Origin of the sequence: Snodgrassella sp. M0351, from assembly GCF_016100575.1 — a bacterium.
In the GTDB taxonomy this organism is placed as follows: domain Bacteria; phylum Pseudomonadota; class Gammaproteobacteria; order Burkholderiales; family Neisseriaceae; genus Snodgrassella; species Snodgrassella alvi.
Genome location: NZ_JACFSG010000004.1, coordinates 34,455 through 49,279, shown reverse-complemented (window position 1 = coordinate 49,279; position 14,825 = coordinate 34,455). Strand labels below are relative to the sequence as shown.

7 protein-coding genes and 1 tRNA gene are annotated in these 14,825 nt (G+C 36.8%); 2 read left to right on the top strand and 6 right to left on the bottom strand.

All coding sequences use genetic code 11. The features are described from left to right. From H3V01_RS10125 to phoB, 5 genes are all read right to left on the bottom strand, one after another. A partial coding sequence (locus H3V01_RS10125; RefSeq protein WP_198186720.1) for an ESPR domain-containing protein occupies positions 1–1,666 on the bottom strand: 1,666 nt, incomplete at its 3' end. Between the two features lie 1,670 nt (positions 1,667–3,336). Beyond that, positions 3,337–3,654 carry a DUF3761 domain-containing protein gene (locus tag H3V01_RS10120; RefSeq protein ID WP_198186719.1) on the bottom strand — a complete coding sequence of 106 codons (318 nt, stop codon included), beginning with the start codon at positions 3,652–3,654 and terminating at the stop codon, positions 3,337–3,339. A 1,105-nt stretch (positions 3,655–4,759) separates the two neighbouring features. Continuing rightward, positions 4,760–4,835: transfer RNA gene (locus H3V01_RS10115), tRNA-Lys, on the bottom strand. Positions 4,836–4,848: 13 nt separating this feature from the next. Beyond that, positions 4,849–6,210, bottom strand: a complete 1,362-nt coding sequence (gene phoR / locus H3V01_RS10110) for a phosphate regulon sensor histidine kinase PhoR (protein WP_198186718.1) — start codon at positions 6,208–6,210, stop codon at positions 4,849–4,851. A gap of 38 nt (positions 6,211–6,248) precedes the next feature. Then, positions 6,249–6,935, bottom strand: coding sequence for a phosphate regulon transcriptional regulator PhoB (gene phoB / locus H3V01_RS10105; RefSeq protein ID WP_084552673.1), 687 nt, complete (start codon positions 6,933–6,935; stop codon positions 6,249–6,251). An 823-nt stretch (positions 6,936–7,758) separates the two neighbouring features. Between phoB and H3V01_RS10100 the strand changes: the two genes are divergently transcribed. Together H3V01_RS10100 and H3V01_RS10095 are read left to right on the top strand one after the other, a co-directional pair. After that, on the top strand, positions 7,759–11,367 hold the full coding sequence (locus tag H3V01_RS10100; protein WP_198186734.1) for an autotransporter outer membrane beta-barrel domain-containing protein: 3,609 nt from the start codon (positions 7,759–7,761) through the stop codon (positions 11,365–11,367). 1,538 nt (positions 11,368–12,905) lie between these two features. Then, positions 12,906–13,319 (top strand): hypothetical protein, encoded by a 414-nt coding sequence (locus H3V01_RS10095; protein WP_198186717.1) that lies wholly within the window; start codon positions 12,906–12,908, stop codon positions 13,317–13,319. 307 nt (positions 13,320–13,626) lie between these two features. Here H3V01_RS10095 and proB read toward each other — a convergent pair whose 3' ends face one another. Beyond that, entirely contained in the window at positions 13,627–14,760 is a 1,134-nt protein-coding gene (proB, locus tag H3V01_RS10090; protein WP_198186716.1) for a glutamate 5-kinase, read from the bottom strand. Positions 14,761–14,825 lie beyond the last annotated feature (65 nt).

The following is a 14,825-nucleotide window of genomic DNA, read 5'->3' as shown; positions in this document are numbered from 1 at the left end:
ATACTGTTTCAGTACTGGTTGCCTTTACCTTTCCGTTAATTTCAATATTAGTAGCACCTGATCCATAATTATTAACTTCAATACCACTATTAAAACCAGTTATATCTCCATCTTTATCTTTATCTTTATCTTTCTGGATAACATTAATCCCCTCAGATGAAGCCAGACTACTATCTGCAATGTTTTTGCCAGCTAATTTCTGACTATTGTACCAATCATCTATGCTTACATCATCTGCATCAGCTGTACCTGAAACCGCCAGAATACCTGCACCGGCATTACCTGTTACCTGACCGGATGTTTCCACTGATACTGCTCCGCCGGTCGTATTTATTGCACTGATACCATCAGTACCGCCTGTAATGCTTCCTCCGGTCTGATTTACTGCTATACCTCTTTTCTCACCAGAATCCGCCCAGTCAATATTAGTTGCCTGTATACCAGCACCACTAGTACCTGTTACATCACCTCCGGTTGTGATTTTGGTATCACCTTTACCTAAATTTGTCGCAACAATTCCGGTTTCCTTACCTTTAATACTACCTGTTTCCTGAGTGATATTGATTGCATTCGCTGTTTCACCATTGAAAACAGAAATGCCGGTACCATTCTTCTCCGGTCCATCTGCAATCACCGTACCCACTGTGCTAATAGTTGTAGATCCGGTACCGGAATTTACCGCACTGATGCCTGTTGCTGTACCCTGAATTCTACTGCTTTCTTTTAATTGCTTAATATTGATATCAGTCGCATTTTCTTGATTTTCAGCAATAATTCCACTACCAGTATTAAATATGTCACCATTCGGATTCATCGGATCTATGGGATCATCAGTATCCACAGGTACTGATCCGGTTCCCGTTCCTTCACCTGTAACATTTCCGCTAATATTGATATTGATAGCATCAATACCCTGATTATTCACCACGATTCCATTAACTGAACCTTCAATATTGCCTGTTTCAGCCTGATTAATATTAATTGCTTTTGAGTTTTGCCCATTATCTGCATAAATACCCACCTTAGCTTGTACCGTACCAGCAACATTTATATTGGTAGATCCTTTATCGCTATTATTAGAAGTTGTAATACCAATATTTTCACCCTTAATAGTACTGCTGCTTGCAGTCTGGTTTACAGTCAAATTGGTAGCATCTTCAGAATTGGTTATTGAAACAGCATCGTCAAATTTTGGCGTATCTGTATCACCAGGTATCATTTCATTTCCTGACGAAATGACATCCCCAGAAATATTGACTGTTGTTTCGCCTGTTCCGGAATTTATTCCCCAAATACTGCCTTTCTGTCCGGTACGCTCGCTTTCAACTTTTATATTTTGACCATCTGCCAAGCCAAAAACTTCAAAAACCTCTACCTGTGAAATAGTTGGATCATCAGAAGGAATACCAATGAATGCAATATCCTTGCCATCAGGTCTGTCCCGATCTGAAATGACAACTTCCTTAGCTGCATTAGTACATATTTGATTTTGCTCCGAAGTAGAAACACACTGAGCCTGAGCTACATTTGCAGTTAAAGCCAGTGCACCAATCACTGTTGTGACAACCTTGGCTCCCACTACTTTCCCGCTTTTGCGAGCCAACTCAGAAGTCACAACATAAGCCTGTTCTCTGGCATTCCAAATCAGTTTGTATATTTTATTCATTTGGCAATCAATCTTTAATATTAAGTTAACTTAAGTTAATGCTTATCACATTTAATGCATTTGATATTAACATGCTATAACCTTAATAATCAATTGTCTTATATAGATAAAATTAGATTATTTTTTGTTATAAATCAAATTAAATTATTTTAGATTATTTATATTTATTAAATAATATGTTGCTTAATATCAAATGACTTTACATTTATCTCATTCAAAATAATTTCATCTAACAAAGCATGAAAATAGCGAAAAGTAGAGGATAAAATATAACTTTAAATCATTAATTTAATTATAAATTTTGAGATTTTATGAGCAGAAAAATAAAATATTGTGTTGAAATAGTTAGAAACGATTTTAATAAATCTAAATATTCTATAATATATAGAATAAATTTAATAATAATTACAAATACTATAATTAAGTATATAAATTTTGACAAAAAAATGACCAATCATCAAACTGATAATTTAAAGAATAAATAGTCATTGATAAATTAATAAAATTATAATAATAAATTTATATTATAAAATATTTAGTTAAATTTTTAATATAACAGATAATTGATGGGTTATGAGCGATTCGAACGCTCGACCAACGGATTAAAAGGTATACATAATCAACTCACTTGCACCAGCCGGAACAATGAAGCAGACGTGGAAAATTAGAATGAAAAGAAACTTCAAGATAAAAGAAATACGTCGCCAGATAAATAATTTATTACAGGAAGCAACCTAAAAGAACGAGCTCAGCAAAAAGCGTGAAGTACTTAATATTGTACTCTCTATATCCGCCAGAGCACTGCCAGATACCTCAAGAATGGCAGTAAAATAATTTTACAGTTAAAGATCATCAGTATTTATTTACCTTACATATGTAGGAATATCGAACAGATGAACTGCCATTTCACATATACATCATTGTAATTTTATGGTATATGAATTTTATTTATATGTTTAATCTACATAAAAATGATTTATGTGTATAGCATTTTCACTTTGCAGAAAAATGCGTGAACAAGTTATACCCTGTGCGACTACGCACTGCCAGCATAGAGAAGTAATCATTAAAGAAAAGAATCTATATCATATTCCATGCATAAATATGGATATGTAAGCAATGTTTCTAAATAAATAGTAAAATAGCCTATTGAGGCGATACAACGCAATGAAAGACCAGCTCACACATTCTAAAGGAAGCTGTCACAATTCAAACTTAAATCGTCAGCAACGATCTGCCCCAATAGCCAGAAAATTGTATAAGAATTAATATAGAACAGATCAAGAATTATCAGTAAATTAACATCTAAAACCTCTAATATTGAATTTACTACACGGGCGCAAGCAATTTTTGATAAATTTGTGCAATGATTTAATTCAACACCAATCACACAATAATATCGTTTATGATATTGAAGGCTAAAAATTAACAATGATATTTATTTACCTGGCAGTCAATGGTAAAAATGAATCCACATTAAATCAGCTTCAAATGTACTTTTAATTAAACTTATCAGGATTTAAATCTCATTATACTTTTACTCATTACTTTGGTTGCACAGACAACCAAAGTAATTGTATAAAAGCGGCAGTAGCCTTTCTTAAAATTAAATATTTTTAAGTGCAGAGTACTACTTTAAAAATATCATTCTCACACTATTGCTTAAATTTCTATCGTGCTATTCCACCATGTCGCGAACAAGTCCCTTTTCCTGCTTTAGTTGAAGTTCCATCTTTACATTTAATAGTATTTTTTGGTTGTTCAGTTTTAGGTTTTTTATTTGATTTTCTTCTTGTTGGCAAATCATCATAAACAACCCCGCCATGATGAGAACATGTACCCCTTCCAGTTGAAGTTGAATATGTGCCATCTGCACATTTTGACTTCACTTCCGGATCATTTGCATTAGTTATGATTCTTGCAAATCCTGATTGTGAGAAAAAAAAGCATAAGAAAAGCATGGCAAATCTGCTACTGATTTTTATCATAATTTCTCCGTAATTTACATAATTAAAATATAAATAATTTCTAACATATGTTTATTATAAAAATCAAATTTTCAACCAAATTATTTATATAATTTCAAATTTTAATTATTAAGAAATTATTTATACAACATTCAGTCTATACTTGGTATATTTAATATTATTCTTATTAATAAATTTTACGGTTCTACTGCTCTGTAACAACGGTTCCAATTTTCTAGTCAAAGTAGTAGCTGATAAAATTAATCATTCTTAATCATTTCAACTACTGTATTAATCAAATCAGAACCATATTCCAGCAGAAACCTTCAAATAATAAAAAACCAGTAACTTAGCCTTCTCCGGCTCTTCAGCATAAGCAGTATCTGGCAAATAGCTCTGCTTTACTGGCTGTTGCCTATCTGGAGCGGGAGCGAATTTAGTTTAAAAGTCCTTATTCTTAATTTGTTTTTTAGTCATTTTTCAAAATACTCAGGAAATAAAGACTTAAATCAGCAAATTTTTTGAGTTCAAATCAATTTAATTATCTTATCTATTTTAAGGATATATTTTTTAAATTTTTATAACTGAGAATTAGGTTATGGGGATTTCAGCTGAAGAATTTATAAAATTACTATGGAAAAATCTTTTAAATTTTAGCGATTTAAAAGTAACATTATTAAATTGATACAGGCTAAAGTATCTAATGTAAACATATTTGGAATTAAACGGCCTACAAACAAGTGTAGTGAATTTTAATTATTACTTAAAAATACAATATGGGCTTAAACAGCTCGGATCTAGAAATACTATTACTGGTAGCACTGAAATCAGGAATACATGACCAGCAGAAGCTTTGAGTGAAAATTCAACCGGCATGATTCATGACATACATGGGCTACTAGGCTAGTTGAAGATGGTGTTTCAATGCATGGCATTAGATATGAGTGGCTGGAAATCTCTAGAGATAGGTGCAAAGATATGCTCATTTAGTACTGAAGCATTTAATCCAGCCTGCATTAAAGATTAACAATATCATGACATCAAAATGGCACAGTTTTGTCACAACAGATAATACAAGGGAAGAAATGATAAAATGCGTAGAATATTAGAATATATGGAGGAAAAATGGTGGGTCGTGAGCGATTCGAACGCTCGACCAACGGATTAAAAGTCCGCTGCTCTACCGACTGAGCTAACGACCCAAGAGCGCGCATTTTAGGCAGGAGTGCGGCTGCTGTCAAGTATTTTGCTATTATTCATTTGCGGTAATATGGCACTAAAAGTGCTGCCTTTCCCGGTAATACTTTCAATCTGTAATTTACCGCCATGTTCTGCCAGAGCGTGTTTAGCAATGGCCAGCCCAAGACCTGTACCACCGCTCTCGCGTGAGCGGCCTGAATCTACACGATAAAAGCGTTCGGTAAGATGAGGAATATGCTCCGCAGCGATACCATGACCCGTATCGCTCACTTGAAATACAATTTGCTGACTACAATCCGGCACATTCTGTTCCATATAGAGCCGGATAGTAATAGTTCCATATTGCGGAGTATAGCGTACAGCATTAAACAGAAGATTACTGAATGCATTATATAAATCCTGCTGAATTCCCTCTACCCAGATATCTGCAGCTATTTCACAGATAAAACGATGTTTATTTTCAGACAAAATTTCAGCTTCATATACCACCTGCTCAACCAGAATACTCAGGCACAACGACTGTTTACATAAAGATGCAGTAACCTGATTTTCCAGTCGTGATAAGGTTAATAAATCTGCCAGAAGATGATTCATGCGGGTTCCTTCTTTACTCATCAGTGCAATAAATGACTGACGCTGTTCCTGCGGCAAATCCGGCATATCAGTTAAAGTTTCCAGAAAACCATTGATTACAGTTAAAGGAGTACGCAGTTCATGTGAAACATTGGCCACAAATGCTGTTCTGGTAGCATTCAATTGTTCGGCAGCAGTAATATCCTGAGTAATAATCAGTGTTGCCTGTTCATCAAACGGAGTACGGATAATATTTAATACACGTGGTAATCCGCTATTTATATTTTCAAGTGTAAGCTTTCTATTCACCGATTCTGTTACCGGCTCATCCAGAAATCGCCGGAAATCACTATTTTCAATCAGATCAGCTAGCATACTTTTATTGTCTTGTTCAGCAACCAGATTCAGATGGATTGCGGCCAGATGGTTCAGCCACTGAACATGTCCATCCTGCCCGAGGATTAATACGCCCTCTGGTATGGTTTCAGCAATGCGGTTAAAGCGTAACAAGGCAACACCCAGTTTCTGTTTGCGCTTTTTACGGCTACGTGCCTGTAGCATCAAAGTATTGAAAATATTGTTCCAGATCCCGATCCCCTGTGGCACATTACGTAATTTCGGTCTTTCCAGCCACCGAACCAGTTTAAATAAATGATACCAGTAACCCGCCAACCACAAAAAAAACAGGCAGCACAAGCTGATCAGCATGAATTGCAGGCCGCCAGCCAGCAATGACGCTACGACAACCACTATCAAGGTTGCCAGTATTAAATATAAATGATGACGCAGTTCAGACAGAAGCATATCATTTCACAGAAGATAAATTTAAGAAGTATTTCCGGCTATGGTGAAAAGCGATAACCGCTGCCACGCACTGTTTGTATAAGGTGGTCATGCCCCACTGTTTCAAGTCCTCGTCTTAACCGGCGAATATGAACATCTACCGTACGCTCCTCAACAAACACATGATCACCCCAGACAAGATCAAGAAGCTGGCTGCGGGTGTATATACGATCCGGATGTGTCATAAAGAAATGTAATAACTTAAATTCACTGGGGCCGAAGGGAATGGTTTGTCCGTTTACTTGTACACGCTGCTCCTGCGGATCGAGTTCCAGACCATAAATACGCAGTGGTACACTGGTTTTTTGCGGTGCACGCCGGCGCAAAAGTGCATTAATTCGCGCAATCAGTTCTCGTGGTGAGAAAGGTTTAGTAATGTAGTCATCTGCACCTAGATTCAGCCCCTGCTCTTTATCTGTTTCTTCACCTCGTGCTGTTAATAGAATAATGGGTAAATCACGGCTGCGAATATCATTCCGCAGCTGCCGAATAAAATCAAGACCGGAAAGTCCGGGTAACATCCAGTCCACTAGCAGCATGTCAGCCAGCCTGGATTGCAATAACGGCTGTGCTGCTTCTACACTAGATACACATTGAACAACAAAGCCGGCCTGCTCGAGAGTAAATTGAATCAGGGTAGAAATTGCAGCTTCATCTTCTACAACCAATACCATAACTTCTGCCATATATATTTCCTGACCAGATTAATTATCTATTGTGACAGATTAAGAAAATATAAAGCCAGCAACTCAGCCAAAACCTGTGCCACAACATTCTGTTGCCTACATTGAGTGCCGGACTGACTATTGCAAGGCTAGCAATACAATATAAGCTTACAATACATTAAGAAGCAATATATCCACAGCCATCCCATATTAATTGTATTGAGCAAACTCCACCATTTAATTTCTTATTATGAACATCAGTAATTAATAAATTTTGATTTATCGTGATTAATAGTATGATTTTCTCAATCAGTTTACTATAAATCTTCAGCCGTCTGCATTTATTAAATAATATGTAACCGGTTACGTTGTTCTACGGGTATAACGATAACGTTATTAAAAATACTGCAGATACTTTTGAAACCAATTTACAACAAATCAAAGATTTAAATTACCTGATTATTATTTTAATCTAATTCCATATTCATAAAATATAACTATTTACTCCCAAATCTGCTTACTAAAAAATACATTTCAACAAATATATTAATATAGATAAATATACCATAAACATAAAATATCAGACTAAGGCTTCAGTTATCTGCCATACCTCATAGAAATCCTAATTTTTTTATTTTATTTAATCATTATTATTATTTATATAACTAACAAATAATAACATTTTTTTATTAACTATCAAATAGTTAAATTTTTGACTTAATTGATTTTTTATTGTCGAATTAATACTGGATATGTCTTATTTCTTAATGTCCGATTAAATGATTGTGTAACTAATTGCTGTAACTAAAGCATTATTATTTTTTAACCTGACTATTTTATCAATATGAATAAAATCTACAAACTTATCTGGAGTGCACAAGTACAGGCATATGTTGTTACCTCAGAACTAGCCCGTAAAGTGGGTAAAGCAGCACAGCTCAGGCTGGTAAGCATTATAGGTATCGGCATAGCAACCTCTGGTCTGACTTACGCACAATGTCCACTTTCGTTTCAAAACAGCAAATTTTGTACAACATTCAGGTCAAATACACCTGGTATCAGTACATATGCGGATACCACTATCAGCAATAACCGTATTGAAAACCGGGATCCTTCCAGTCAGACTATCAATACATCTACCGATGAATTAAATCAGACACTTACCATCGTTAATCAAAATGGCGCAGGAAATTTAACCGTAAACGCAAACAATAAAAACATCACCAATATTGATGCAACAAATAATAGCCAGACAGGTGCGATTATCATTAATGCCACCCAAGATATGTTATCTGACTCTGTCAGTGGTATTTATATTAATAATGCAGGCACCGATGCTAAACTTTCAACAGCCTCTATTCATAGCAAACAGCGCAAAGGTATTAGCATTTATAACGGAGGCAGCGGTTCCACACAAATAACAGCTAATGGCACCATTATATCTGATAATGATGATGCCATTTATGCTATGAATAATACTGCAGCAAAAGATTTATTTATTACTACCGGAGCTGTTATTGGTAAGGCACATGGCATTTACGCATACAACAATGGTACAGGATCAGCGACACTTATCGTTAACCAAGTTATTGAATCAGGCACTACCGATGCTATCTGGGTTAATAATGCGAATGTATCAGCCAAAAACATAGCTATTACAACCAAAGATACCGTAAAAGGCAATACCAACGGTATTTATGCATACAATAGTGGTAAAGGTTCTACAACCATTACCACTAACAGCGATGTATATGCAAATAATGGTAATGGTATTTATACAGAAAATCATGGTGAGAAATTAACTGTTATCAGTAAAAGTGTTCAAGGTACAAATACCGGTATTTTCGCTATCAATTCTGGTACAGATTCTACTGAAATTACATCTGAAGGTAATATTTCCGCTACATCTGGTAACGGAATCTTTGTTAATAATGGCAATAATACAAAAGACCTGACTATTAATACTCATGCTATATCAGGTGCTGATAATGGCATATATGCAACCAATAATGGTACAGGCGCAACTACAATCCACAATAAGACATCCGTAACAGCAACCCGTAATACCGGTATCAGTGTAGTAAATGCAAACCAGGCTACGGGATTAAATATTGAATCAGCGGATATCAATGCCGGAACTAACGGTATTTATGCAATGAATCATGCGTATGGTGCAACAGAAATTATTTCTAACGGATCAATTACAGCTACAAACGGATATGGAATCTGGGCTGAAAACGGAGAACAGGCCACGGATGTCAAAATTACTCAGTTAGATGGAAGAATTAGCGGAGGAATCAGCGCAATTGAGATACACAATTCTGGTTCAGGTAGTACTACACTTACCCTGGCCAATCAAATAAGCGGAGGTACGGAAGCAGGTATTGTTGTTCTGGATAAACCAAACAGTACAACAACTATTACCCTTAATACCGGTACCAGTGTTTCAGCAACTTCTGGTCGGGCTATTCGTGATGGTGATGGTAATGCCAATGTTACGCTGAATAGCGGTTCAAACGTCATCGGGAGTATTGATCTGGGTAACGGTAGTGACACTCTTTCTATCAATCGCGGAGCCATTATCAGTAATATTACTGTAGTCGATGGCGGGGACGATACCAGCAGTAATGACGGAATGACTGATATACTGAATATTAATCAGTCTCTGACTGGTTCTACCACGGGTAATAATAATGGTATTGCTGGAAATATTGCTATTCGTAACTGGGAAAAAATAAATCTGGCTCAAAACAGTACCCTCAGCCTGAGCGGAGATTTGAATACTAATCAGCTTAATATCGGGAATGGTACCACAGTCAATCTTATCGACTCTCTAAGACAGGCACAGATTAATGGCGATGTGTTTAACTCAGGCAATATTAATCTCCATAGTAATTTCACCGGAGACAATTTAACGATTAACGGAAATTATCAGGGTAATGGCGGTAAACTGACTCTGGATCTGAAACTTAATTCTGCTTTAAAAGATAATGACAGCATTGCTGACAATACTGCCGATAAACTGACTGTTCAGGGTAATGTGACAGGTAAAACCACCATCAGGTTTGCAAGCATTGATGGTCTTGGCGGCGATACCGGAAATACTAATGGCATTGAATTAGTCCAAGTTAACGGTAACAGTACTGGGGATGCTTTTGCACTGGAAGGCGATCATTTAGACAGAGGTGCATATGAATACCATTTGTTTAAAGGTGATTTGCAGCAAAACGGGAATAACTGGTATTTACGCTCTCAAAAGCAAACAGACCCTGGTGATGATAATTCCGGTGGCGATAACTCAGGTGGCGATAACTCTGGTGGCGATAACTCAGGTGGCGATAACTCAGGTGGCGATAACTCAGGTGGCGATAACTCAGGTGGCGATAACTCTGGTGGCGATAACTCTGGTGGCAATAACTCTGGTGGTAACAACTCCGGTGGCAATAACGCCAGTAACGGCAGCTCTGGCAATAGTGGTACGACAACTAAACCATCAAAACTCAGACCGCTATACCGTAAAGAAGTACCATTATTTGCCGCAGTTGCCTCTCAGTTACGACAGGCTGACAGCCTTATGCTCGCTAATATGCATCAGCGTATCGGATCTACTCCTCTGCCTGATGAACGTATGAGCTGGGGCAGAGTGATTGCCAGCCGTACTGATATTCAGCAAAACGGGCCGGCCAATGCCCGTACTACCGGTAATTATGCCGGTTTACAACTGGGCAGTGATATCTGGAGCAGCAACGGCTGGCGTGCCGGCGGATATGTCGGCTATCTGCACGGTAATCTCGATGTTGACGGCTTTACCAGCGGTATTAATACCAGAGCAGGTAAAAACACAACCAAATCTTACTTTATCGGCGCATATGGTAATTACACCCGTGAAAATGGTGCTTATGCAGATTTTGTAGTACAAGGTGCCCGCCATCATGTTGATATTAAACCGGATAACAATCCGTCCAGTAAACAGAAAGGTCATGGCGTTACGGCTTCAGTAGAAATAGGTCAGCCGTTTACTCTGGGCAGCAGCAACTGGAAGCTTGAACCGCAGGCTCAGATTATTCATCAGTGGCTGGATTTAAATGATTCTGATATCAGCGGACGTACTACAGTCAGTCACTCACACAATAATGCCTGGCTCTTCCGCCTTGGCGGAAGACTCGAAGGCAACTATCAACTGAATAAAGGAAGTCTGCGACCCTATGCCCGGGTAAATTTCTTTTACTCACCTGATGGTGCCGACCATACCAGTTACATTACTAATGTAGCCACAACCAGATTAAATGCAGGTGCCTCTCATGCCAGCACTGAGCTGGCAATTGGCGGTACTTACGATATTACAAACAAAGTAAAAGCTTATGGTGAAATCGGCCATACATGGTCTAATGGTGGTGATGCACATACTAAAGCGCCGGTAAATGGTTCTGTCGGATTAAAGATTAACTGGTAAGGCTTAATAAATAAAGAAACTGGTAATTATTTCCAAACTGAATCTTTTTTCTTTGTAAAAAAACAATACAAATCATATTGGTTATTCTGGTATATGCAGAATAACCAATATGCATTATTATCATCTTTTTCATTTTATATTACTTAAAACAATTCAATACTATGCATTATTCCGTATCTAATATTAATTCATAATTTCAGCATCCGCCGGTTTTCTTTTAAAGAAGATATTTACTGCTTAGTATGAATTTATTTTAAATAATTTATTTACAGCCCTAATTATATAAGCGCCGGTTTAGTTGATCAGGCACAACATTTCATTAATTTTAATGACAATTGTGGCAAACTCATTTTTGTTAATGATATATTATCTATTTGACAATAATTTACCAATATATATGAATAAGCAGAAATCTAACAGAAAAAAGTATATTATAAATAAGTTACTTTATATCCTGCTTATAGCTTTTATTTTATTCCTTCCTTTGACATGTACCTCGAAACTTGCTAAACATTATTTATATGATTTAAATTATCAGAACATATTAATGAAATTTGACTGGGAATTCGATAGGTGTATTTTACAATCTGGAAAAAAATGGGAACCATCTGGAAAACCGGATTCTAAGTGTTCATGCGAGAAAATAATTTTTAAATACATCAATACTGAGCATAGTCAGTTTGACAAAGTTACTAATGATGGATATTTATATTTCGAATCTGAGCTAGTGGGTAAAATTGTGCTAATAAATAAACCTAGCTTCTTCAATGAAGAATCGTGGCGACTCGGTACAGGAGGTGGAAATTTGGCAATTATTGATTTAAAAACAAGGGACATTTGTTACTATTATTAAGTAGCCGATAGGTATAGCGATAAACGCAGCATCCATAACCTGAGAAGATATTTACTACCTATATAGTGGCAATCTGTCTACATGGCAGATTATGCTCAGATATCCATAAATTTACCTGATACTGAAAACGGCACTTTCTGATCGCACAGACAAATTTAATGATGGTATATGTATTTATCAGGCCACTTTAATCTGTTTTATTAAAAACAAATTGCCCTATACTATATCTTAGATTGGTGGCTATTTAAGCTTACAGCCTGCTGGTAAATATTATCTTCTTTATTGGATTTGGCAAATTTTTTCAATATCTGCTTCGGCCACAGCGTAATACCATATTATCCCGATAGATCAGTTCCTGTTCTGCCATATAGCCCAATAATTCTTCTATATATGCAGAAACACCATCTTTTTCATTTTATATTACTTAAAACAATTCAATATTATGCATTATTCCGGATTTAATATTAATGCATAATTCGAGCTTCCGTCGGCTTTCTTTTAATGTAGAAAGAAGAAATTTACTACTTAACATAAATTTATTCTAAATAATTTATTTATAGCTCTAATAAAATCAGCACCGGTTTAGTTGATCAGGCGCAACACTATATTAATTTTGATGGTAGTTATGACTAATAATTTTTTATTAATGATATATTATCTATTTGACAATAATTTACCAATCTAGATGAATAAACAAAAATTTAACAGAAAAAAGTATATTATAAAAAAGTTATTTTATATCCTGCTTATGGCTTTTATTTTATTTCTTCCTTTGAAATGTACCTCGAAACTTGCTAAACATTATTTATATGATTCAAGTTATCAAAACATATTAGTGAAGTTTCATTGGAGACTCAATATTTGTGACTCACCTTCTGAAAAATCGAAAGAAGAGTGTTCATGCAGAAATATGATTCATAACTATAAGAAAATTACTAATGATGGATATTTATATTCGGATACTGAGCTTGTGGGTAAAATGGTGATAATAAATAAACCTATTTTTTTCAATGAAGGAACAACATCTACAGGTGGTCGAATATCAATTACTGATTTAAAAACAAAAGACATTTGTTACTTTGGATCAATCAATATATAACTGCACCATAGCGATAAACGCAGCATCCACAGCCTGAGAAGATATTTTCTACCGATATAGTGGCAATCTGTCTACATGGCAGATTATGCTCAGATATCCATAAATTTACCTGATACTGAAAACAGTACTTTCTGATAACACAGACAAATTTAATGATGGTATATGTATTTATCAGGCCACTTTAATCTGTTTTATTAAAAACAAATTGCCCTATACTACAACTCAGATTGGTGGCTATTTAAGCTAACATCCTGCTGATAAATATTATCTTCTTTATTGGATTTGGCAGAATTTTTCAATATCTGCTTCAGTCACGGCGTAATACCATATTATCCCGATGAATCAGTTCCTGTTCTGCCACATAGCCCAATAATTCTTCTATAGCCTGAGACGGCTGCCGCAATAAACGCCCAATTTCATGGTCATTATAATTAACCAGTCCGCGGGCAATTTCTTTACCGGTCTGATTACATACTGCCACTAATGCGCCACGATCAAAATGACCACTGACAGCAACACAACCGATAGCCAGCAGACTGGAGTGCTGTGTTTTCAGTGCCTGTTCTGCACCCTCATCAACGGTTAGCTTACCAGCCAGTTGTACCTGCCCAAGTAACCATTGCTGGCGTGCGCTCAACCGGCTACCGGCCGGGGTAAATAAAGTACCCGTTTGTGCGCCTTCCAGTAACCGGACTAATACATTTTCAGCATACCCGTTGGCGATACAGGTTGCAGCACCGCTTAAAGCAGCCCGTCTTGCAGCCAGTACTTTGGTATACATACCTCCGGTGCCCACGCTGCTGCCTGCACCGCCGGCCATACTTTCCAGGTCTGGATGATTGGCAGCAATTTTATGAATCAGTCTGGCTTCAGTATGCTTACGCGGATCTTTGTCATACAGACCATTCTGATCTGTCAGAATAATCAGTACATCAGCTTCAATCAGGTTAGTTACCAGAGCACCAAGGGTATCATTATCGCCAAGTTTGATTTCATCAATGGTAACTGTATCATTTTCATTAATAATCGGTACTACTCCCTGCTCCAGCAGAGTGCGGATAGTACTACGGGCATTTAAATAGCGGGTACGGTGACTCAAGTCATCATGTGTCAGCAGAATCTGTGCTGTCCGGATACGCAGTGATTCAAACGCAATCTCATATGCCTGAGCCAGTCCCATTTGTCCCACTGCGGCGGCAGCCTGTAATTCATTAATTGCTTTGGGACGTACCTGCCAGCCCAGCCGTTTCATACCTTCTGCAATAGCACCACTGGATACCAGTACTACCTGAATACCATTTGCACGTAATTGCGCAATCTGCTGTGCCCAGTTTTTCAGAATATTCTGATCTACCCCATGTCCGCCATTGGTCACCAGACTGGAACCTACTTTTACTACCACACATTCAGTCTGGCAGATATCAAATTCTGAGTTATTCATGCTTATTATGCAGTTGTTATGTCAACGGTTGAACAGTTATTTTACCTGTGCGCATTTGTTTTGAT